Origin of the sequence: Saccharothrix coeruleofusca, from assembly GCF_017876325.1 — a bacterium.
Classification (GTDB): domain Bacteria; phylum Actinomycetota; class Actinomycetes; order Mycobacteriales; family Pseudonocardiaceae; genus Actinosynnema; species Actinosynnema coeruleofuscum.
Genome location: NZ_JAGINV010000001.1, coordinates 7444166 through 7465697, shown reverse-complemented (window position 1 = coordinate 7465697; position 21532 = coordinate 7444166). Strand labels below are relative to the sequence as shown.

Below are 21532 nucleotides of genomic sequence, written 5' to 3'. Positions count from 1 at the left end.
CCCTCCGTTACCCGAGTTGCCGGATGCGCCCGCTCACGATCGTCGCAGACTCATCGGGTGCGCAGGCCATCGTCCACAGCCGCTCGAAGCGAGTTTGGTAGACCGCGATCTCCGCGGGCTCGTGGAGGTACGTCGCAGTGGTGGCGCCGTCGATGTAGACGCGGTGGACCTCCGGGTCCCGCACCCGGAGCACCGTGAACCCGACGCCCACCATGGGGTGCAAGCCCAGGCTGAAGGGCAGGACGCGGACTTCCACCGTCGGCCATGTCCCCGCCTCCAGCAGATGCTCCAGTTGCTCCGCGGCGGCGCGGTGATCGGCGGGCAGTCGGTGCAGGGCGGCTTCACCGAGCACCACCCTGACCCGCGGCGCGCCCTGTCCGGTCAACACCTGCCCGCGCGTCAGCCGGTCGGCGACGCGCTGGTCGAGGTCCTCGGTCGTGCTCTGCCCCAGCAGATCGCGGGCGTAGCCCGGCGCTTGGAGCACGGCGGGGATCAGTTCGGCGTCGTGGTAATCGATCTCGTGGGCGGCTTGCTCCAGCAGTACGAACGACTGCGCCCAGTCCGGGACGTGCGGCATCCTCGCGCGCTTGCGCGCTCTGCTCGCGAGGTCGACCAGGGCGGTCAGCTCGTCGCCCTTGACGCCGTAGAGCTCGGCGAGCCGGTGGGTTTCGGCGATGGTCGGCACGCGCTGACCGAGTTCGACTCGGGACACCTTGCCCACGTGCCAGCGGAGCACGGGATCGGTCTCGACTTGCTGGGTCCTCAGGCAGGCCCGCTCGCGGTACGCCCGTAGACGCTGCCCCAATTCGACGCGCAGCGGGTTCGCGACGGCCAACTGTCCTCCTCTGCCGAGAGCGTCTCGGCGTCCATCCTGCCCGGCTCGGGCGGGCGCACCGAATCACCCCATCAGTGAATCGCCAACTGACGATCGTCAGTTATACGGTGCGTAAGCGTCACTCCAGTCCGTTCCCGACGGATGCGCCCGAGGGTGACGCCCAGGGCGGCGGACCAACCCCGACTGGTCCGCCGCCCGGTTCGGGAAATCGGGCACAGCGGCGTCCCAAGACACGGAGGTGCAAGGTGAGCGGTGCGTTCTGGGTGCTTCTCGTGATCGGCGCCGCCACGGGTGTCGCCGTGGCCTCGGTGATCGTTCCCCTTCTGCTGGCCCGCAGGCGCAGGACGCGGATGTACGCCGAACTCCGCGAGGAGATCGAGCGCCTGCGGACCCTCCGACAGCCCGTCCACGCCGTCTCCTCGGACGGGCACGCCGAGGCAGGGGCATCCCCACGTGCCTCTGACGCCCCTGTCTCGGCCCCACCCGAGCCGCCTCGGCGCACCGTGCGCATCGAGCTGGCCGGTGGCAAGCACCGACCGGAGAACGTGGCCGCACGCGTCTGGCTCGCGAGCGCCGCGTGACGGCACCCCTGGGGCAGGCGACCACCAACCGCTACGGCACGACGGAGCGCTCCTCGGCGAAGTGGCAGGCGCTGGGGTGGTCGAAGGGGAGTCCGCGCTCGACGAGCGCGGGTTCTTCGGTGGCGCACACGTCCTGGGCCTTCCAGCAGCGGGTGCGGAAGCGGCAGCCGGACGGCGGGTCGATCGGGGAGGGCACGTCGCCGGTCAGCCGGATCACGTCCCGCTGCCCGCGCAGCGCGGGGTCCGCCACCGGCACCGCCGACAGCAGCGCCTGCGTGTACGGGTGCGTGGGGTGCTCGTAGATCTGCTCCTCGGTGCCGATCTCCACGATCTTGCCCAGGTACATCACCGCGACCCGGTCGGACAGGTGCCGCACCACCGACAGGTCGTGCGCGATGAACACGTACGCCAGCCCGAACTCCGACTGCAGCTCCCCCAGCAGGTTCATCACCTGCGCCTGGATGGAGACGTCCAGCGCGGACACCGGTTCGTCGCACACGATCACCTTGGGCCGCAGCGCCAACGCGCGCGCGATGCCGATGCGCTGCCGCTGCCCGCCGGAGAACTGGTGCGGGTACCGGTTGATGTGCTCGGGGTTGAGCCCCACCACGTCGAGCAGTTCCCGCACCCGCCCGGCGCGCGAGCCGCGCGGCGCGACTTCCGGGTGGATCTCGAACGGTTCGCCGACGATGTCGCCGACGGTCATCCGGGGGTTGAGCGAGGTGTACGGGTCCTGGAGCACGATCTGCATGTTCCGCCGCAGTTCGCGCAGCTCCGCGCCGCGCATCGGGAACATGGGCCTGCCCTCGAAGTACGCCTCGCCCGACGTGGGCGGCTCCAGCCGCATCAGCACCTGGGCCAGCGTGGACTTGCCGCACCCGGATTCGCCCACCACGCCGAGGGTTTCCCCCGCGCCCAGGGTGAACGACACGCCGTCGACCGCGCGCACGCGCCCGATGGTGCGCTTGAACAGCACGCCCCGCGTCACCGGGAAGTGCTTGACCAGGTCGCGGACCTCCAGCACGGGTTCAGCCACGGGTTCAGCCACGGCCGACCACCTCCAGTGCGAAGTGGCACGCGCTGGTGCGCCCGGACCCCAGCGGCACCTGCGGTGGCACTTCCAGCGAGCACACCTGCTCCGCGCGCGGGCAGCGCGGGTGGAACGGGCACCCCGGCGGGATGCGCAGCAGGCTGGGCGGCAGGCCCTTGATCGTCTCCAGCTTGGTTCCCTTGGACTCCAGGTGCGGCAGGGACCGCAGCAGCGCCTCGGTGTAGGGGTGGCCGGGCGCGCGGAACAGCGACAGCGCGTCGGAGTGCTCGACGATGCGCCCCGCGTACATCACCGCGATCCGGTCCGCGACCTCGGCCACCACGCCGAGGTCGTGGGTGATCAGCACCAGCGCCATCCGCCGCTCCCGCTGCAGCTCCGCCAGCAGGTCCATGATCTGGGCCTGCACGGTGACGTCCAGCGCGGTGGTCGGCTCGTCGGCGATGAGCACCTCGGGGTCCAGCGCCAGCGACATCGCGATCATCGCGCGCTGCCGCATCCCGCCGGAGAACTGGTGCGGGTAGTCGCGGACCCGTTGCGCGGCGTGCGGGATGCGCACCAGGTCCAGCAGCTCCACGGCCCGCTTGCGCGCGTCGCGCCTGCTCATGCCGCGGCGCAGGCGCAGCTGCTCCTCGATCTGGAAGCCGACGGTGAACACCGGGTTCAGCGCCGACAGCGCGTCCTGGAAGATCATCGCGATGCCCTCGGCGCGGACCTCGCGGCGGCGCTGCGGGGTGGCGGTCAGCAGCTCCTCGCCGCGGAAGCGCACCGAGCCGCCGGTGACGAAGGCGGGCGGCGTGTCGAGGATGCCCATCACCGCCTGCGCGGTGACGCTCTTGCCCGACCCGGACTCGCCCAGCACGGCCAGCGTCTCCCCGGCCTGGACGTGGTAGGTCACGCCGTTGAGCACGTGCGCCACCCCGTCACGGGTGCGGAACTCCACGTGGAGGTCCTCGACCTCCAGCAAGGCGGTCATGCGGTCCTGCCCTCCTAGCGGAGCTTGGGGTCGAGGGCCTCGCGCACCGCGTCGCCCAGCATCACGAACGCGAGCACGGTGGCGGTGAGGAAGCCGGCGGGGAACAGCAGGGCGTGCGGGGCCACCCGGATGTAGTCCTTGGCGGCGCTGATCATCACGCCCCAGGACACCACCGGCGGGCGCAGCCCGATGCCCAGGTAGGACAGCGTCGCCTCGGCGCCGACGAACGCGCCCAGCGCGATGGTGGAGTAGACCAGCACCGGGGCGACGCAGTTGGGCAGCAGGTGCTTGGTGATGATGCGCCCGGTGCCCGCGCCCAGCGAGCGGGCCGCCTTGACGTAGTCCTGCTGCTTGGCCGCGATGGCGGTGGACCGCATGATGCGCATCGACACCGGCCACGACAGCACCGAGATCGACAGCACCACCTGCGCCACGATCCGCGCCGCGCCCGCGCCGCCGCCCGCGTTGAGCGTGGTCAGGATGACGATCGCGCCCAGCACGAACGGCACGCCCACGAAGATGTCGGCGATGCGCGAGACCACCGCGTCCAGCCAGCCGCCGTAGAACCCGGCCAGCAGCCCCAGCGACGCGCCGAACAGCACCACGCCCACCGTGGCCAGCAGGCCGACCACGATCGTCGCCCGCGCGCCGTGGATGACCCGCGCGTAGATGTCGTAGCCCTGGTTGTCGTAGCCGAACCAGGCCGCCGCCGAGGGGCCCTGGCGGCTGCGGGACAGCTGCGCCAGGGTGGGGTCTGCGGAGGTGAACAGCTGCGGCACCGCGGCCATCAGCACCACCAGCAGGATCAGCGCCACCGACACCCAGAACAGCGGTCGCCCGCGCAGCTCCCGCCAGGCGTCGTCGAACAGGCCGCGCGGCTTGTCGGCGTCCCCGCCGCCCGCCCCGCCCACCGGGCCGCCCGCCGGGCCACCCACCGCGGTCAGTCCACCGGCCGCCACCGCGTCAGTCATAGCGAATCCTCGGGTCGAGCACGGCGTAGAGCAGGTCCACCAGCAGCGTCATCAGCAGGTAGACCAGCACCAGTACGGTGACCAGCCCGGTCACCATCGCGCCGTCCTTGGTCAGGATCGAGCGGAACACCAGGCCGCCGATGCCGGGCACGTTGAAGATGCCCTCGGTGATGATGGCCCCGCCCAGGAACGCGCCCAGGTCGGTGCCCAGGAACGTGATCACCGGGATCAGGGAGTTGCGCAGCAGGTGCACGCCGATCACCCGGTTGGTCGGCAGCCCCTTGGCCAGCGCGGTGCGCACGTAGTCCGCGCGCCGGTTCTCCGCGATGCCCGCCCTGGTCAGCCGGGTCACGTAGGCCATGGACAGGCTGGCCAGCACGAAACCGGGCACGATCAGGTTGCCGAAGGTGGGCGTGCTGACCGTCGGCGAGATCCAGCCCAGCTGCAGGCCGAACACCAGCTGCACCACGTACCCGGTGACGAACACCGGGATGGAGATCAGGAACAGCGTGGACACCAGCACCAGGCTGTCCAGGAACCCCCGGTTGCGCAGCCCGCTGACCACGCCCGCGGTGATCCCGATGACCGCCTCGACCAGCAGCGCCACCAGCGCCAGCCGCAGGGTCACCGGGAAGGTGGCCGCGATCCGCTCGCCGACCTGCAACCCGGCCGAGGTCTGCCCGAAGTCGCCCTGCACCAGGTTGAGCAGGTACTTGCCGTACTGGACGACCAGCGGGTCGTCCAGGTTGAACTTCTCGCGCATCGCGGCCACGTACGACTCGGGGCAGTCCCGCTCGCCGCACTTGCCCTCGAACGGGTCGCCGGGCACCGCCCACACCAGCGCGTAGATCAGGAACGTGGTCCCCAGGAACACCGGGACCATCTGCAACAGCCTGCGCAGCACGTACCGCCCCACGGGCGCCACTCCCCTCAAGCGGCCCGGCCCGCCCGCACGGGTGCGGACGGGCCGGGCGCCGGTGTTCAGCCCACTTCGACGCTGGGGACGTCCAGCGTGCGGAACGGGTCGAGGTTGGCCACCTTGAGGCGGTTGGACTTGCCCGCGATGGTGTTCTGCGTCCACAGCGGGATCGACGGCATGTCCTGGGCCACGATCCGCTCGGCCTCCAGGTACAGCTTGATCGCCTCGTCCTCGCTGGTGGCCTTGTCGGCCTCGGCGATCTTGGCGTCGAACGCCGGGTTGGAGTACAGGCCGTCGTTGGACGACGCGCCGGTGCGGAACAGCGGGCTGAGCCAGTTCTGGATGGACGGGTAGTCGGCGATCCAGCCCGACCGGTACATGCCGGTCATCTCGTGCGCGTTCACCTTCTGCCGGAACTCGCCGAAGCTGGTGGAGGGCACGAACCTGGTCTCGACGCCGAGGGTGTTCTTGATGCTGTTGGCCACCGCCTCGGCCCACTCCTGGTGCCCGCCGTCGGTGTTGGACAGCAGCAGGATCTCCCCGGTGTAGCCGGACTTCTGGAACGACTCCTTGGCCTTCTCCGGGTTGTAGGTGCAGTACTCGCCGCACTGGCCGGGCGTGTAGCCCTTCATCAGCGGGTGCACCCAGCCGTCGGCGGGCTTGCGGGTGCCCTCGAAGATCCGCTGGGTGATCTCCTCGCGGTTGATCGCCATGGAGATCGCCCGGCGCAGGTCCACGTTGTCGTAGGGCTTGAGGTAGAACGGGAACGCGATGGTCTGGTTGTTCAGCGTCTCCCGCTGCACCACCCGGTCGCCGAGGTCGGACTCGTACTTCTTGCCCGCCAGCGCGTTGGGCGGCAGCTCCTCCAGGAAGTCCAGGTTGTTCGCCACCAGGTCGGCGTAGGCGGACTCGCGGCTCTGGTAGACCTTCAGCGTCAGGTCCTTGAAGGTCGCCTTGTCGCTGCCCTGGTAGTCGTCGTAGCGGGTCAGCTTGATCTCCGCGCCGGGCTGCCGGGAGACGAACTTGAACGGCCCGTTGCCGATGGGCGCGGCCTCGAAGGCCGCCCGGTCCTTGAAGAACGCCTCCGGCAGCGGCGCGAACACCTCGTAGCCGACGGTCACCGGGAACACCGAGAACGCCTCGGACAGCGTGATGGTGAAGGTGTGGTCGTCGACGACCACCAGACCGGACATCGCGTCGGTGGTCGGGGTGGGCGCCTTCTCCGGGCCGTCGGGGCCGTCCGGGTCGGCCGGGTGGACGTCCTGGTAGCCCTGGATCTGCGAGAAGAAGGTGGCGCCCTGGGTGGCGTTGGGGCCGTAGGCGGTCCAGTTCCAGGCGTCCACGAAGCTCTTCGCGGTCACCGGGCTGCCGTCGTGGAACTTCCAGCCCTGCTTGATCTTGACGGTGAACACCTTGGAGTCGGTGGTCTCGATGGACTCGGCCATCGCGTTGGCGGGCTGGGCGTCCTCGCCGCGGTACTCGACCAGGCCGGTGAACAGCGGGTCGAGCACCCGGCTGCCACCGGTCTCGGTGGTGTTGCCGGGCACCAGCGGGTTCTCCGGCTCGGTGTTGAAGATGGTGATGCCCGCGTCGGCGGAACCGGTGGTCTCGGCGGCCCCGCAGCCTGCCGCGACCAGAGCGACCCCCGTGGCGGCGGCGACCAGGCGTGCGCGCATACGTCCTCCCCACTGTCTCGACTCGACCGGCGGTAGCCGAGGAGAGCCGACTGCATCCGCAGCGTGGTGGGGACGCTAACCCCCGTGTGGTCGGTGCCACACGGGGTAGCGATTACAAGCTCGTCACGATCGATCCCAGTTGACATTCACCGCGACAGGGAAAACGCGATGCCGTCGAGGATGTCGTGCTCGCTGGCGACCAGCTCGGTGACGCCCGCGTGCTCGGCTAGGTGCTCGGCGATGGTGCGCACGACCAGCGCGCCGCCGGTGATCACGTCCACCCGGCCGGGGTGCATGGGGCCCAGCGCGGCCCGCTCGTCGTGGCTCATGGTCAGCAGCCGGGAGGTGGTCTCGCGGATCTGGTCGACGCTCAGCCGGGCGAGGTGGATCTCGTCCGGCTCGTACCGGGGCAGGTCCTTGGCCAGCGCCACCAGCGTGGTGACGGTGCCCGCCACGCCGATCCAGGTGCGGGCCTTGGCCACCGGCACGTGCTCGAAGGCGGCCTTGAGGGTGTCCGAGGCCACCGCCACCGCGTGCTCCACCTGCGCGGGCGTGGGCGGGTCGTCGGGCAGGCAGCGCTCGGTGAGCCGGACGCAGCCCACGTCCACCGACTTGGCGGCCTCCACGGCCCCCCGCACCCCGTCCCAGGCGCCCAGCACCAGCTCGGTCGAGCCGCCGCCCACGTCGGAGACCAGGAACGGCCCCTCCTCGGGGGCCAGGTCGGAGACCGCGCCGGTGAACGACAGCCGGGCCTCCTCGTCGCCGGTGATCACCTCGGCCTCGACGCCGAGCACCTCGCGGGTCATGGCGAAGAACTCGTCGCGGTTGGCGGCGTCCCTGGTCGCCGAGGTGGCGACCATGCGCACCCGCTCCGCGCCCCTGCGCCGCAGCACGGCGGTGTAGTCGACCAGAGCCTCCCTGGTGCGCCGCAGCGCCTCCTGGCCGAGCACGCCGGTGGCGTCCACGCCCTGGCCGAGCCGGACCACGCGCATCTCGCGGTGGACGTCGCGCAGCCAGCGCGACCCGTCGTCCGCCGCGGTCACATCGGCCACCAGCAGGCGGATCGAGTTCGTCCCGCAGTCGATCGCCGCCACCCTCGCCATCTCGTCTCCGTCCTCTTGGCGCTGGTGGGAACGGTAGACGACGGCGCGCGCCCGGCTGGACCGGCTAGACCGGCTTCAGCGAGGACACCGCGGCCGGGAACGCGACCTGGGACGTGGCCGCCGGGGTGTCCGCGGCCGTGGTCGTGGTCGTGGTGGTCGTCGTCTCACAACCCGACGGCGTCGTCGTCGTGGTGGTCGTGGTCGACGTGGTGGTCGTGGTGGTGGTCGTGGTCGTCGGCGTGGGCGGGCACGTGTCCGTGGTCGTCGTAGTCGTGGTCGTGGTGCCGTCGGACGACGTCGTGGTGGTGGTCGTGCTGCCGTCGGACGACGTCGTCGTGGTCGTGGTGCTGCCGTCGGGCGACGTCGTGGTGGTCGTGGTCGGCGAACCGGGGTTCGAGCTGCCGGGGTTGCCGGGGGTGCCCTGCTGCGGGTTCGTGCCGGGGTTGTTCGTGCCAGGGTTGTTCGTGCCCGAGTTGCCCGGCCGCGACGAGCTGCCGCCGGGGTTGACGTTCAGCGGGGTGAAGTCGTCGTCCGAACCGGGCAGGCTCGGCAGCGGCGTCACGCCGTCCGCGTAGGCGTCCGCCCAGTACAGGACCGTGCGCACGTACTCGTCGGAGTGGTTGTAGCGGAACACCGACCGGGCGCGCTGGGCCGGGTCGCTCAGGTCCGAGTTGTAGGCGCACAGGTAGTTGCCCGCGCCGACGGTCGCGTCGTAGATGTTGTTCGGGTTGCTCTGGCCGTCGTTGTTGCCGTCCGCCGCGTAGCCCGCCCAGGTGGAGGGGATGAACTGCATCGGCCCGACCGCGCGGTCCCACGTCGTGTCGTAGTCGTACCGGCCGTCGTCGGTGTCGGAGATGGCCGCCATGCCGGGACCGCCGTTGAGCACCGGGCCCAGGATCGGGTTGATCGTGTTGCCCCTGGCGTCCACCCGACCGCCGCGCGCGTGGCCGGACTCGATCCGGCCGATGCCCGCCAGCAGCGACCAGTGCAGGTTGCAGTTCGGCGTGGTCCGCTCCAGCCGGTCCGCGGCGCGCATGTAGGCGTCCAGCATCACGCCGGGCAGGCCCAGCGGGCCGCTGGTGGCACCGCCGCGCAGCTGACCGGGCGACAGGTCGTCGCCGAACCCCGACGGGTCGTCCGCCTCGGCCAGCAGCGCGGCGCTGAGCTCGTCGGTCTCCGGCAGCCTGCCGGTCGCGCCCAGCGCGCCGTCCTCCTGCTGCGCCAGCGCGGCCAGCACGTCACCGGGGGTGGGCGGAACCACCTCGATGCCGCTGCGGCCCGCCACGTTGACCCAGTCCGGGCCCGCCGCGCCGTGCAGCAGCGCGGGCACCAGCATCGCGCACGTCGCGGTCGCCGCTATGCCCCACTGCCGTGGCGTCATGGTGCCCGGATTCACTCTCCGCTTGCGTCCCCGTCGCTTCGGCACAGCCGCGAACTCCCCATCGTGTCGCTCCCCGACCACGATCCAGCGTGCCCCATACGACTCACGCTGTCACGGCCGGGGGAGGCATTGTGTCCCGGACACTGCCCTCAGGGGTCAGTTTTTCACCGTTTCAGTTTTTCACCGTTGCCGCGCAGTCGCCGCTGGGCCACCACTCGGCCAGCGCGTCCAGCGCCTCGTCGCCGAAGGGGTTCACGCCCCGCCCCACCGCCAGCGCGTGCGCGACGTGCACGTGCAGGCACTTCACCCTGCCCGGCATCCCCCCGGCGGTGACCTTCGTGCCCAGCGGCTCGATCGCGTCCCGCTCGGCCAGGTACGACTCGTGCGCCCGCAGGTAGGCCGCGGCCAGCTCCTCGTCCACGGCCAGCCGCTCGGTCATCTCCTTCATCAGACCGGCGCTCTCCAGCCTGCTGACCAGGGAGTTCAGCCTGGGGCAGGTCAGGTAGTACAGGGTCGGGAAGGGAGTGCCGTCCTCCAGTCGGGGGCTGGTCTGCACCACCGCCGGGTGGCCGCTGGGGCAGCGCGCCGCCACGGCCCTCATGCCGCGCGGCGGACGCCCCAACTGCCGCGCGACCACCTCCCGGTCGTCCTCGCTCACTTCGCCGCCACCGAGTCCCACAGCTGCTGGTACCACGCCTTGTCCTCGGCCGGCTCGCTGGCCGGCCTCTCCTGTTCCAGTTCGCGCTCCGCGTCTCCGGGGAGCTGCACGACGTACGGGGTCTCGCCGGGCCGCACGTAGTGCAGCCGCCTGCGGGCCTCCGCCTCCACCTGCGCCGGGTCGGTCAGCTGCTGCTTGCGCTGCTCCAGCTCGGCGACCTCGGCCCGCAGCGTCTCCTGCGACGCGGTCACCTCGCGCAGCTCCTCGCGCTGCGCCAGGTAGGTCCGCAGCGGCACCGCGATGCTCAGCGCCAGCGCGCACACCACCATGGCCAGCAGCGCCGCCCGGCGGGTGCCGCTCATCCCGAACGCGCCGCCGGTGCCCGCGCCCGCCCTGGTCCGCGCCCTGCTCTGGGGCCTGGACTGGGGTCTGGACCGAGGTCTGCCCTGGGACCCGGCCTGGGCACGCGCCCTGGCCTGCCCCTTGGCCTCCGGCTTCGGCGGCGGTTTGGGCTGCGACTTGGACGGCGACTTGGACTGCGACTTCGGCTGGGCCTTCGGCTGGGCCTTCGGCGGCGGTGCGGGCTGGGTGGCCTTCTGCGACTTCGGCTGGGCTTTCGGTTGAGCCTTCGGCTGGGCCTTGGCAGAACGGCGGTCCCGGCGCGCGTCGCTGGACGCGCGCCGGGACCGCCGTTCCCGTGGAGCCATCAGCTCTCCGGCGTGTACCGCGGGAAGGCCAGGTCGCCCGCGTAGCGCGCGGCGTCGCCCAGGGCCTCCTCGATGCGCAGGAGCTGGTTGTACTTCGCGGTGCGCTCACCGCGGGCGGGCGCGCCGGTCTTGATCTGGCCCGCGCCGGTGGCCACGGCCAGGTCGGCGATCGTGGTGTCCTCGGTCTCGCCGGAGCGGTGGGACATCATCGACTTGTAGCCGTAGGAGGTGGCCAGCGCGACCGCGTCCAGCGTCTCCGACAGCGTGCCGATCTGGTTGACCTTCACCAGCAGCGCGTTGGCCGCCCGGCGGGAGATGCCCTCCTCCAGCCGCTCCGGGTTGGTGACGAACAGGTCGTCGCCGACGATCTGGACCTTCTCGCCCAGCTCGGCGGTCAGCTGCACCCAGCCGTCCCAGTCGTCCTCCGACAGCGGGTCCTCGATGGAGACCAGCGGGTAGGAGTTGACCAGCTCGGTGTAGTAGCCGGTCATCTGCTCGGCGCTGCGCTTGGTCTTCTCGAAGGTGTAGGCGCCGTCGCCGAAGAACTCGGTCGCCGCCACGTCCAGCGCCAGCGCGATGTCGCGGCCCGGCGTGTACCCGGCCTTCTCGATCGCCTGCAGGATCAGGTCCAGCGCGTCCCGGTTGCTCGACAGCGCGGGCGCGAAACCGCCCTCGTCGCCGAGGCCGGTGGCCAGGCCCTTGCTCTTGAGCACCGACTTCAGCGCGTGGTAGACCTCCGCGCCCCAGCGCAGCGCCTCGCGGAAGGACTCCGCGCCGATCGGCGCGATCATGAACTCCTGGATGTCCACGTCGGTGTCGGCGTGCGCGCCACCGTTGAGGATGTTCAGCATCGGCACCGGCAGCACGTGCGCGTTCGGGCCGCCCACGTAGCGGAACAGCTCAAGGCCGCTGGAGGCCGCGGCGGCCTTGGCCACCGCCAGCGACACGCCCAGGATGGCGTTGGCGCCCAGCCGCGACTTGTCCGGCGTGCCGTCCAGGTCGACCAGCTTCTGGTCCACCACGCGCTGCTCGACCGCCTCGATGCCGACCAGCTCGGGGCCGATCTCGTCGAGCACCGCGGTCACCGCGCGCTCCACGCCCTTGCCCAGGTAGCGCTTGGCGTCGCCGTCGCGCAGCTCGACCGCCTCGTGCTCACCGGTCGAAGCCCCGGAGGGGACCGCGGCGCGCTCCAGCGTGCCGTCGTCCAGCGCCACCTCCACCTCGACGGTGGGGTTGCCTCGCGAGTCCAGGATCTCGCGGGCGCCAACCTGCTCGATGACCGCCACGTGCGCTCCCTCGTCAGACCATCTCTGTATCGGTGACGAGACTAGTTGGTGACTTCTGCGCTCCGCCGCCGCACTGGCAGACTTCCGGTGTGTCGGTCCACGTGCGAACGGGTGGCGAAGGTCCCGCGCTGGTGCTGCTGCACGGGCTGGGGGCGACCGGCGAGGTGTGGCGGGAGGTGGCGCCGCGCTGGCCCGGTTCCTGGATCGTTCCCGATCTCCCAGGTCACGGCCGTTCCGACCCGTTGACCAGGTACTCGTTCGGCGCGCTCGCGGCGGCCGTGGCGCCGGCGATCCCGGCCGGACCGGTGGCGGTGCTGGGGCACTCGCTGGGCGGGGTGGTCGCGCTGGCGCTGGCCAGCGGGTGGTTCGGGGTGGAGGTGCGCGCGGTCGCCGGGCTGGGCGTCAAGCTGCTGTGGACGCCCGAGGAGCTGGCCAAGGCCGCCGAGGTCGCGCGCAGGCCCCCGAAGGTGTTCGACTCCCGCGAGGACGCCGAGGCGTGGGCGTCCCGACTGGCCGGGGTGCCGCTGTCCGAAGGCGTCACCGGCGCTGACGGCGGGCTCGGCGGTGGGCCCGGCGGGTGGCGGGCCGCGCTGGACCCGGCGGCGTTCGCGGTCGGCGCGCCGGACGTGCCGGGGCTGCTGGCGGTCAGCAAGGCCGACCGGACGGTGCTGGCGGCGGGAGCCGACGACCACATGTGCCCACCCGCTGATCTGCTCGCCGCCGACCCGAACGGGCTGGTGCTGCCCGGTGTCGGGCACAACGCGCACGTGGAAGCGCCCTCGGCGCTCGACCCGGTGCTGGAGCTGCTGAGGTGAACATCCCGTCATCCGGTCGGCAGTCGAAGGTGGGCCGGTCGCGCGGGTAGCGTTGATCGGACCATGAGCGACAGCACCTTCGACGCCTTCCGCCGAGCGGAGGCCCTGCTGGCGGACCGCCGTCCGCTGGAGGCCCTGCGCGAGCTGAAGGCCGTGCTCGACGCGGCGCCGGACCAGCGCAGCGTGCAGCTGCTGGCCGGGCGGGCCTACCTGGGCTCCGCCCAGCTCAAGCGCGCCGAGGAGGCGTTCCGCAAGGTGCTGGAGCTGGACCCCAGCGACTACTACGCGCGGTTCGCGCTGGGCCGGACGCTGCAGCGGCAGAGCAGGCTGCCGGAGGCGCTGGCGCAGCTGCGGATGGCCGCGGCGATGAACCCGACCCCGGAGTACCAGGAAGCCCTGGGCGAGGTCAGCGCCCGCCTCGCCGTGGAACGCGACCGCTGACCCCCACGAGCCGCGCGGCAGGTCGCCAAGGATGGCGGGTCGCGCCGCTGCGCGCGCCCCTCTGGTGCGTGGGCAAGTACTACCCGACGGGGTTAAGTGGGCTGGTAACTACTACCCGAGGGGCGCGGAAGCGGGCGCGGGCTGGGGCGCGAGAAGCGCGTGTCAGGGCGCGAAAGCGCGGGTCAGGGCGCGAAAGCGCGGGTCGGGGTGCGCGAATGTTGAATTCGGGGGTTCTGAGCGTTCGACTCGCGGGGGCGACACGCCCAACACGCCCATAGGTGGGTGACACCGGGAGCGGGCGTGTGCGGTCTGAAGGTTGAACTCGCGGGGTCAGGGGGTGCTGGCTCGGGCGTAGGCGTCGGCACCGCTGAAGACGTTCTGGCCGTACTCGACGGACTGGTTGTAGGTCAGCACGGCCGCCCACCAGCCTTCGCCGGTGGCCAGGTCGCGGTTGCCCGAGCACAGGTAGCGGGCGGCGGCCAGGGCGGCGTCGTCGATGTTCTGCGGGTCCGGGGAGTTGCCGTCGCCGTTGGCGCGCACCGCGTACCTGGCCCACGTGGTGGGGATGAACTGCATCGGCCCCACAGCGCGGTCCCACTGCGTGTCGCCGTCCAGGGTGCCGCCGTCGCTGTCGGGGATGGCCTTGACGCCCGGTCTGCCGTCCAGCGGGATGCCGATGATCGGGTCGGACGGCCTGCCGTCCTCGCCCAGCCGGAGACCGCCGATGGTGCCGTGGTGCGACTCGACGCGGCCGATGCCCGCCAGGGTGGCCCACGAGATCCGGCACGCCGGGCTCTGCGCCCTCATCAGCAGGTCCGCCATGGCGTACGCGCGCAGCGCCCGCACCGGGATGTCCGTCTTCTCCGCCATCTGCCGCGCCCACGCCTCCAGGGGCTCGACGCCCGCGCTCTGCTGGGCGGGCGAGGCCTGGGGCTGCTGGGAGGTGGGCACCTGGCCGCCCTGCTCCGGCGCCTGGGAGCCGGGCTCGACCTGTTGGAACGGCACCGGGAACGGCGGGTCGGCGAACTGCGGGGACCTGCGGTCGAACCTGCTCAGGGCCCATGCCCCGCCCGCGACCACGGCGAGCAGGAGCAGCACGAGCAGCAGGCGGCCCAGGAGGTTGTCGACGCGACCCCTGGCCGGACGGCGGGTTTCGACCTCGGACGGCGGCGAGACGACCACCATCCCAGGCTACGTCGTAGTTGAAGCTTTTTCGGGTGGTGCGGTTACGGCGAAGGCCGGAAAACGGCGTGCTCCACCAGGTCGTCCTCCTGGTCGAACCGGGCGAACCCGGCGGTGCGGAACCGGCCGCGCAACCACTCCAGCAACGTCGTGACCAGGCCGTGCGGCAGCGGCGGACCCTGCTCGGCGTGCCGGGGCCAGGCCACCAGCGGCCAGCTCTCCGGGTCGTCACCCCCGGTCAGGTACGCCAGCACGTCGCCGTCGATCGAGTGCGCGATCGGCAGGAACGCGCCCAGCGGGTAGAACTCCGGGTGCGCGTCGCGCAGTTCGCGGTAGGTGCGGCGGACGCCCGCCACGTGCGCGAGCAGGCCGTCCTCGGCCAGCGGAGCCGGGAACAGCCAGTGCCCCGCCCACGAACCCGCCCCGTAGCGCCGCATCAGCGCCACGAATTCGGCGGGCAGCGCGGTGCCCAGTTCGGCCGCCAGCCAGTCCCACGTGCCACCGCCCAGGTTCGGCCGCTCCGGCGGCACGACCAGGGCGCACAGCGCCGCCAGGCCGCTGCCCCGCACCAGCGCGGCCCGGCGGGCCTCGGGCACCTCGGGCTCGGGCGGGGGCGGGGTCCACGGCGAGGCGCCGACCAGGAACGCGGTGCGCCGGGCGGTCGCGGGCAGCGGGCCGAGGTCGCGTCCGCTGGGCAGCGGCAGCCCCTCGGCCACGGCCAGGGTCAGCGCGGCGGTCACCGGCAGACCGTAGTCGTACCAGGGGTCGACGCCGCGCTCGGCGGCATCCATCTCGAACACCACCACCGGCCACCGGTCCGGGTCCGCCGAGGCCGTGGTGTCCCAGAACAGGTAGCTCGACGCGCGGGTGACGCCCCACGCCAGCAGGCCGTCCGGCACGGCGAACCCCGCGTCGCGGGAGCTGACCCGGCACACCCGGTGCGCCTCGCCCAGCCACACCCCGTAGTCGAACCGGCCCACGCGCGAGCACGGCACGTGCAGCCACAGGAAGTCGCCGACGTCCAGCGGGCCGAAGGTGCCCGCCAACTCCTTGTAGTCGCCGGGCAGGCGCAGGCCCAGCCACGCCTCCACGGCCGCCCAGTCCACCGGGACCGGCGCGGGCGCGGGTCCGACCAGGGCGGAGAAGGAGTCCACGCCCGCATGGTGGCACGCGGATCAGGTCGTCGTGGGCGGGATCGGGGACTCGGTGCCCGAGGGCTCCACGGCCGCGCGCCCCAGGGGCACTTCGGCGGCCTCGGTGGTGGACGGCGGTGGCAACACCGGACTCAGCAGCCGCCGCGAGGGCGTGGTCGTCGGCGTCTCCGTCCGCACCAACTGCCGCTGTTCCAGGTGAGCGGGCGGCTCCGCCGGCGGTGTGTCCACCGCGGCGACGGGCGGCGGCGCGTCCCGCGTCGGCACCACTCCCCTGGCCGGGGTCCGTCGGGGAGGCGGTGGTGGTGGCGGTGGCTCGACGTGAGCCACCTCGCGCAGCGCCACGGGCTGCTCGACGTGGGTGAGCGTGACGGCGGGCGGGCCGGGCCGCGTGCTGACCACTGCCGGCAGGTCGGCCACCTCGACCTCGCCGCGCGGCACGCGGGCTCGCTCGCCCCACCCGAACAGCACCAGCAGCGCCACACCACCGCCCAGCAGCACCAGCGGCAGCACCAGCACGGCCGAGAAGCAGCCGCGCCCGGTTCGCGGCGACTCCCGGTGACTCACACCCCCACCCCCGAACCGATCTTGACCACATCTTGGTGATCGGTTCGGGAGCGGCTCCGGGACACTGCCCGATGGGGTGGACTCGATCAGGTGAGCGGGGGCAGTTGCGGCGGCCTCGCGGCGGGCCGGGCCTCCAGCGCCTCCAGGGCCAGCCGGACCGCGGTGTCCAGCTGCGGGTCGCGCCCGGCCACCCGGTCCTGCGGGGTGATCACCACCTCGACGTCCGGGTCGACGCCGTGGTTCTCCACGCCCCAGCCGTGGCCTGCGAACCACGACGCGTACCGGGGCTGGGTGACCAGGGTGCCGTCCACGAGCGTGTACCGCATGTCGATGCCGATCACACCGCCCCACGTCCGGGTGCCCACGACCGGGCCTATGCCCATCTCCTTGATCGCCACGTTGACGATGTCGCCGTCGGACCCGGCGAACTCGTCGGCGATGGCCACCACCGGGCCGCGCGGCGCGTCGCCGGGGTAGCTCTCGGAAGTGGTGTAGCCGCGGGCCACCGACCAGCCGATGACCTTGCGCCCCAGCTTCTCCACCACCAGCTGGGAGGTGTGCCCGCCCGCGTTCTCCCGCACGTCCAGCACCACCGCGTCACGGGCGACCTCCACCCGCAGATCGCGGTGCAGCTGCGCCCAGCCCGCGCCCATCATGTCCGGCACGTGCAGGTAGCCCACCCGCCCGTCGGACAGCTCGTGCACGCGGGCGCGCCGGTCGGCCACCCAGGCGTGGTAGCGCAGCGCCCCCTCGTCGGCCAGCGGCACCACCACGACGCGGCGCGGCTCGCCCCCGCCGCCGGGCCGGATGGTCAGCTCCACCGGCTTGCCCGCCGTGCCGACCAGCAGCGGCGCGGGGCCGGTGAGCGGGTCGACCTGGCGGCCGTCCACGGCCACCACCGCGTCGCCGGGCCGCACCGCGACCCCCGGCGCGGCCAGCGGCGAGCGAGCGGCCGGGTCGGAGGTCTCGCCGGGGATCACCCGCACCACCCGCCACGCGCCGGACTCGTCGCGCTCCAGGTCCGCGCCGAGCAGGCCGACCCCGCGCCCCCTGGAGCGCCGCGCCGGGATGACGTAGGCGTGCGAGGTGCCCAGCTCGCCCTGCACCTCCCACAGCAGGTCCACCAGGTCGTCGTAGCTGCCCAGCCGGTCCACCAGCGGCCGGTACCTGGCCAGCACGCCCGCCCAGTCCACGCCGCCCATGTCGGTGCGCCAGAAGTGGTCGCGCATCAGCCGACCGGTCTCGGCGTAGGACTGCCGCCACTCCGCGGCGGGGTCGACCACCACCCGAACGCGGGACAGGTCCACCTCGACCGAGTCGGGTTCGTCGGTGTCGACCTTGCGGTCGGTGGGCACCACGCGCAGGTCGTCGCCGTCGAAGACCACCATGCGCTGCCCGTCGCCGGTCACCGCGAACCCGTCCACGCCGTCCACCAGCACGTCGGTGCGCGTCTTGGCCAGGTCGAACCGCTCCAGCACGGCGCGCGGCGGGCGGGCGTCCGGACTGGCCAGGTTGTCGCCGAGCACGCCGCGCAGCGGGCTGCGCAGCCACAGCAGGCCGCCCTTGGCGGCGGTCAGCGCGGAGTACCGCGCGGCGGGCACCGGCACCGTCACCACCCGGTCGGCCAGGCCGTCCAGGTCCACGACGGTGATCGGGTTCTCCTCGTCCTTGTCCTTGTCCTTGTCGCCGGAGTCGTCGCCGACCGGGCGGCCCAGCCGCATCGGGTCGAACGGCGAGGGCGTGGTGGCGGCCAGCGGCAGCAGGTACGGGCGGCAGCCGGTGGGGAAGGACAGGTCGAACACGTGCGCGTCGTAGACCGGGTCGAAGCTGCGCACGGACAGGAAGGCCAGGTAGCGGCCGTCCTCGGTGAACGCGGGCGAGAAGTCGGAGAACCGCAGCGGCGTCACGTCCACCACGGACAGGTCGGTGGTGTTGGTCATCCGGATGTGCCGCAGCGGGTCGGGGCCGGGGTGCGACCAGGCCAGCCAGTTCGAGTCCGGCGAGAAGGCCAGGTCGCTGACGTGCGGGTTGGCCCCGCGCAGCACCTCGCGGACCTCGCCGGACTCCACCTCCACCAGCAGCAGCCGCCCGTCGTGGGTGGCCACCGCGAGCCTGCGCCCGTCCGGGGACACCTCCAGCTCCAGCACCCGGCCCAGCCTGCCCACGGCCACCCGGCGCGGCGCGTTGCCCGGCTCGACCCCGCTCGCGGGCGCGAACTCCAGGCCCTCCTCGCCCTCGGCGTCGGTCACCCACACCACGCCGTCGCCGACCACCCTGGGCAGCCGGGCCCGCACGCCCGGCTGCTCGGCCAGCGCCCGCACCGGCCCGTCCCGGTGGGTCACCCAGTGCACCGTGCCGCGCACCTCGACCGCGCTGGCCCGGCCGGTCCGGTCCGGGTGCACGTCGTCGGGGCTGGGCGTGATCGGCCGGGGCGCGCGGGCCGTGCGGGGGCCGCCGAGCACCACGTCCAGCCTGCGCGGCTCGGCGTCCAGGCCGTCCAGCAGGTACAGCTCCCCCGCGCACTGGTAGACGACGCGGGTGCCGTCGGTGGTCGCGGCGCGGGCGTAGAACTCCTGCTCGGTGTGCCTGCGCAGGTCGGTGCCGTCGGGGCGGACCGAGTACACGCTGCCCACGCCCTCGTGGTCGGACAGGAAGGCGATGCGCTCGCCCACCCACATGGGCGCGGTCAGCGAGGAGGTCAGCTCGGACAGGACGCGGCGGAACTCGCCGCCCCCGGCGGTGTCCACCCACAGCTTGCCCGCCGCGCCACCCCGGTAGCGCTTCCACCACGCCGGGTCGTGGCCGTAGACGCTGGTCGCCACGACCTGCCCGGACGGCCCGAAGGCCACGTCGCCGACCCAGCCGAACGGCAGCCTGCGCGGCGGGCCGCCGTCGACCGGCAGGGCGTGCGCCCACTGCCGGTTCGAGGTGGCCTGCCCGGCGGTGGTGACCGCGACGACCTCGCCGTCCGGGGTCCACGTGCACACGCTCGTCCCGTGGTCGCCCCAGTGCGTGAGGCGGGTGGCGGGTCCTCCCGCGACGGGCGCGAGGTGCACCTCAGGGGCCCCGTCGCGGGTGCTGGTCCAGGCCAGCAGCGAGCCGTCCGGGGAGAAGCGGGGGTTCGACACCGGCACCTGGTCGGCGGAGGCGCGCCAGGCCCGGCCGCCGTCGATCGGAGCCAGCCACACGTCGTCCTCGGCCACGAAGGTGACGAGGTCGCCGTGCAGGTGCGGGAAGCGGAGGTAGGCGGGTTCGGTCACCTCATCGACGTTAGCGGCGATCACCGGTCCGCCGCCGGGTCATCGCTCGAACGCCGCCGCCATGCGGTCCAGGTCGGCGAGCAGGTCGGCGAGGCGCTCCGGCGGGACCGCGTCGGTCATCCGCTGGTCGACGGCGTAGACGGCGGAGCGCGCCGCGTCGAGGCGGCGGCGGCCCTGCTCGGTGAGGTGGGCGGGCAGCGCGCGACCGTGGTCGGCGGCGGCCGGTCGGGTGATCAGGCCGCTGTCCTGCAAGCCGCGCAGGACGGTGTTCATGGACTGCCGGGTGACGAAGGTGCCGCGGGCCAGCTCGGCGTTGGACAGGCCGGGCCGCTGGTCGAGCAGTTCCAGGCAGGCGTACTGCGGCACGGTCAGGTCGTGCTCGCGCAGCGCTCTGTCCAGGGCTCCGCGCAGCGCGGCGGCGGCGCGCTTGACGCGGTAGCCGAGGCGTTGGGTCGCATCCTCCATGTCAGGAGTTTGACATACCCGCGCCCGGCGTTCTACGGTCCGTCATGTCAAAGTCCTGACATCGAGCTGAGGAGCACACCACCATGACGGTCACCGGACCGGACTTCATCGCCCTGCAGGTGCGCGACGTCGAGGGGGCCGCGCGCTTCTACGAGGACCACCTGGGCCTGCGCCGCGCGCCCCAGTCACCGCCCGGCGCGGTCGTGTTCACCACCGAACCGGTCCCGTTCGCCGTCCGCGAGCCGCTGCCGGGCGTGGACCTCGACGCGGTCGAGCGCCCCGGCACCGGCGTCGCCCTCTGGTTCCGCACCGACGACGCGCAAGCCCTGCACGACCGGCTCGCGGACGCGGGCGTCCCCATCGCCAAGGGCATCGGCGACAGCCCCTTCGGCAAGACCTTCACCTTCATCGGCCCCGAGGGCTACGCCATCACCGCCCACGGCTGACCCGCCCCGCGAGTCCGGATCAGACCCGCTTCAGCCGTGCCAGGAAACTCGCCGCCGAGCGGGCCGGGAAAGCCAGCACCGGCCCGCTCCGGTTCTTCGAATCACGCACCGCCACGCCGCCAGGCAGATGCGCGATCTCCACGCAGGCGGTCTCGGTCGCGCTCCGACTGGACTTCCGCCACACGGTCATCCGTGCCGTCCCTCCGCGTACGTGGAGATCAACTCCGCCGAGTCCTCGACGCTCGCGGCGGCGGCCAGCAACGTCGGCTTGATGTCAAGGTATGCCTGAACGTCCTCGGGCTTGTCCAGGAACAAGTTCGACCGCAAGTGCTCCAGGTGCACCACCGGGGTGGTGCGCGCTGTCTCCAGCAACGAGAAGGGTCCGTACAGACCGGGGTACCAGCTTCGCTGGGCAGGCACCACGCGGATGGTCACGTTGTCACGCTCGACCATCGCCAGCAGGTGGCGTGCTTGCTCGACCATCACGGACCGCCCTCCCAGAGGGCGGCGCAGCACCGACTCATCGACAACCGCCAGGTAGGGAACCGGCTTCTCGCGCGTGAGCACCTGCTGGCGATCGAGCCGCACCTCCACCCGCGCCTCGGCGTGAGCGTGCGGCAGTCCGCTCTCGACCATGATCGCGCGGGCGTAATCGGGCGTCTGGAGCAAGCCGGGCACGAGCAGCGGTCCGACTTCGGTGATCGCGGTCGCCACGCGCTCGTACTCGATCAGGGCCTTGAGCTGCTGGGGCAGTTCCGCTCCGGTGCCCAGCCAGTTGGAGCCGGCCGCCTCGCGGGCCAGCTTGAGCAGTTCGCGCCGCTTGGCGCCGACCACGCCCATCGCGCCGAGGATCGACGCCACCTCGGTCTCGGTCGGCACCCGCTCGCCGCGCTCGACGCGGCTGACCGTGCTCTTGCTCAGCCCGACCCGCTGTCCCAGCTCGACGATGCCCAGACCCTTGCCCCTGCGCAGGTCCCGCAGTTCCGCGCCCAGGGTCCGGGCCCGCGCGTTGCTCTCCATGCGGACCACCCTAGGGATTCACCCAAACGAGAAGCGCGGGAATT

23 protein-coding genes are annotated in these 21532 nt (G+C 72.6%); 5 read left to right on the top strand and 18 right to left on the bottom strand.

Going from position 1 to position 21532, the window contains the following annotated elements:
- Nucleotides 1–7 precede the first annotated feature (7 nt).
- The gene (locus tag JOF41_RS34785; protein WP_189224371.1) at nucleotides 8–835 is read right to left on the bottom strand and encodes a helix-turn-helix domain-containing protein; all 828 of its coding nucleotides are present in this window, start codon (nucleotides 833–835) and stop codon (nucleotides 8–10) included.
- Between the two features lie 245 nt (nucleotides 836–1080).
- Between JOF41_RS34785 and JOF41_RS34780 the strand changes: the two genes are divergently transcribed.
- Complete coding sequence (locus JOF41_RS34780) at nucleotides 1081–1416, top strand: hypothetical protein (RefSeq protein ID WP_189224370.1); 336 nt, start codon at nucleotides 1081–1083, stop codon at nucleotides 1414–1416.
- A 31-nt stretch (nucleotides 1417–1447) separates the two neighbouring features.
- Here the strand turns inward: JOF41_RS34780 and JOF41_RS34775 are convergent, their stop codons facing one another.
- The 9 genes from JOF41_RS34775 to JOF41_RS34735 form a co-directional block, all read right to left on the bottom strand.
- Nucleotides 1448–2452, bottom strand: a complete 1005-nt coding sequence (locus tag JOF41_RS34775) for an ABC transporter ATP-binding protein (RefSeq protein WP_189224586.1) — start codon at nucleotides 2450–2452, stop codon at nucleotides 1448–1450.
- 4 nt (nucleotides 2453–2456) lie between these two features.
- A complete protein-coding gene (locus JOF41_RS34770) occupies nucleotides 2457–3440 on the bottom strand; it encodes an ABC transporter ATP-binding protein (RefSeq protein WP_189224369.1) in 984 nt (327 codons plus the stop codon).
- Between the two features lie 14 nt (nucleotides 3441–3454).
- Complete coding sequence (locus JOF41_RS34765; RefSeq protein WP_189224368.1) at nucleotides 3455–4411, bottom strand: ABC transporter permease; 957 nt, start codon at nucleotides 4409–4411, stop codon at nucleotides 3455–3457.
- A complete protein-coding gene (locus JOF41_RS34760; RefSeq protein WP_189224367.1) occupies nucleotides 4404–5327 on the bottom strand; it encodes an ABC transporter permease in 924 nt (307 codons plus the stop codon). The genes JOF41_RS34765 and JOF41_RS34760 overlap by 8 nt, the downstream gene beginning before the upstream one ends.
- Nucleotides 5328–5392: 65 nt before the next feature.
- Nucleotides 5393–7006, bottom strand: coding sequence for a peptide ABC transporter substrate-binding protein (locus JOF41_RS34755; RefSeq protein WP_209623856.1), 1614 nt, complete (start codon nucleotides 7004–7006; stop codon nucleotides 5393–5395).
- Between the two features lie 146 nt (nucleotides 7007–7152).
- A complete protein-coding gene (locus JOF41_RS34750; protein ID WP_189224365.1) occupies nucleotides 7153–8109 on the bottom strand; it encodes a Ppx/GppA phosphatase family protein in 957 nt (318 codons plus the stop codon).
- A 64-nt stretch (nucleotides 8110–8173) separates the two neighbouring features.
- Nucleotides 8174–9490: a lytic transglycosylase domain-containing protein gene (locus JOF41_RS34745; RefSeq protein WP_189224364.1), complete on the bottom strand. Its 1317-nt coding sequence runs from the start codon at nucleotides 9488–9490 to the stop codon at nucleotides 8174–8176.
- 172 nt (nucleotides 9491–9662) lie between these two features.
- Nucleotides 9663–10091 (bottom strand): DUF501 domain-containing protein, encoded by a 429-nt coding sequence (locus tag JOF41_RS34740; RefSeq protein ID WP_189224585.1) that lies wholly within the window; start codon nucleotides 10089–10091, stop codon nucleotides 9663–9665.
- Nucleotides 10092–10144: 53 nt separating this feature from the next.
- Nucleotides 10145–10510: an FtsB family cell division protein gene (locus JOF41_RS34735; protein ID WP_209623855.1), complete on the bottom strand. Its 366-nt coding sequence runs from the start codon at nucleotides 10508–10510 to the stop codon at nucleotides 10145–10147.
- Here JOF41_RS34735 and JOF41_RS34730 point away from each other — a divergent pair.
- Nucleotides 10500–10772, top strand: a complete 273-nt coding sequence (locus JOF41_RS34730; RefSeq protein ID WP_209623854.1) for a hypothetical protein — start codon at nucleotides 10500–10502, stop codon at nucleotides 10770–10772. The two genes, JOF41_RS34735 and JOF41_RS34730, sit on opposite strands and share 11 nt — an antisense overlap.
- Before the next feature lie 82 nt (nucleotides 10773–10854).
- Here the strand turns inward: JOF41_RS34730 and eno are convergent, their stop codons facing one another.
- Nucleotides 10855–12141, bottom strand: a complete 1287-nt coding sequence (gene eno / locus JOF41_RS34725; protein ID WP_189224362.1) for a phosphopyruvate hydratase — start codon at nucleotides 12139–12141, stop codon at nucleotides 10855–10857.
- An 89-nt stretch (nucleotides 12142–12230) separates the two neighbouring features.
- Between eno and JOF41_RS34720 the strand changes: the two genes are divergently transcribed.
- Entirely contained in the window at nucleotides 12231–12956 is a 726-nt protein-coding gene (locus tag JOF41_RS34720; RefSeq protein ID WP_307867661.1) for an alpha/beta fold hydrolase, read from the top strand.
- A gap of 63 nt (nucleotides 12957–13019) precedes the next feature.
- Nucleotides 13020–13397 (top strand): tetratricopeptide repeat protein, encoded by a 378-nt coding sequence (locus tag JOF41_RS34715; protein ID WP_189224361.1) that lies wholly within the window; start codon nucleotides 13020–13022, stop codon nucleotides 13395–13397.
- 330 nt (nucleotides 13398–13727) lie between these two features.
- Here the strand turns inward: JOF41_RS34715 and JOF41_RS34710 are convergent, their stop codons facing one another.
- The 5 genes from JOF41_RS34710 to JOF41_RS34690 form a co-directional block, all read right to left on the bottom strand.
- Nucleotides 13728–14579 carry a lytic transglycosylase domain-containing protein gene (locus tag JOF41_RS34710; RefSeq protein WP_307867659.1) on the bottom strand — a complete coding sequence of 284 codons (852 nt, stop codon included), beginning with the start codon at nucleotides 14577–14579 and terminating at the stop codon, nucleotides 13728–13730.
- 44 nt (nucleotides 14580–14623) lie between these two features.
- Nucleotides 14624–15733: an SMI1/KNR4 family protein gene (locus tag JOF41_RS34705; protein WP_209623852.1), complete on the bottom strand. Its 1110-nt coding sequence runs from the start codon at nucleotides 15731–15733 to the stop codon at nucleotides 14624–14626.
- 21 nt (nucleotides 15734–15754) lie between these two features.
- A complete protein-coding gene (locus JOF41_RS34700) occupies nucleotides 15755–16297 on the bottom strand; it encodes a hypothetical protein (RefSeq protein WP_209623851.1) in 543 nt (180 codons plus the stop codon).
- 86 nt (nucleotides 16298–16383) lie between these two features.
- Nucleotides 16384–19557, bottom strand: coding sequence for a S41 family peptidase (locus JOF41_RS34695; RefSeq protein ID WP_189224357.1), 3174 nt, complete (start codon nucleotides 19555–19557; stop codon nucleotides 16384–16386).
- Between the two features lie 39 nt (nucleotides 19558–19596).
- Nucleotides 19597–20022 (bottom strand): MarR family winged helix-turn-helix transcriptional regulator, encoded by a 426-nt coding sequence (locus tag JOF41_RS34690; RefSeq protein ID WP_189224356.1) that lies wholly within the window; start codon nucleotides 20020–20022, stop codon nucleotides 19597–19599.
- Nucleotides 20023–20105: 83 nt separating this feature from the next.
- Here JOF41_RS34690 and JOF41_RS34685 point away from each other — a divergent pair, with 83 nt between their 5' ends.
- Nucleotides 20106–20468 carry a VOC family protein gene (locus JOF41_RS34685; RefSeq protein ID WP_189224355.1) on the top strand — a complete coding sequence of 121 codons (363 nt, stop codon included), beginning with the start codon at nucleotides 20106–20108 and terminating at the stop codon, nucleotides 20466–20468.
- A gap of 19 nt (nucleotides 20469–20487) precedes the next feature.
- Here JOF41_RS34685 and JOF41_RS34680 read toward each other — a convergent pair whose 3' ends face one another.
- Nucleotides 20488–20658 carry a DUF397 domain-containing protein gene (locus JOF41_RS34680; RefSeq protein WP_189224354.1) on the bottom strand — a complete coding sequence of 57 codons (171 nt, stop codon included), beginning with the start codon at nucleotides 20656–20658 and terminating at the stop codon, nucleotides 20488–20490.
- The gene (locus JOF41_RS34675; protein WP_209623850.1) at nucleotides 20655–21488 is read right to left on the bottom strand and encodes a helix-turn-helix domain-containing protein; all 834 of its coding nucleotides are present in this window, start codon (nucleotides 21486–21488) and stop codon (nucleotides 20655–20657) included. The genes JOF41_RS34680 and JOF41_RS34675 overlap by 4 nt, the downstream gene beginning before the upstream one ends.
- Nucleotides 21489–21532 lie beyond the last annotated feature (44 nt).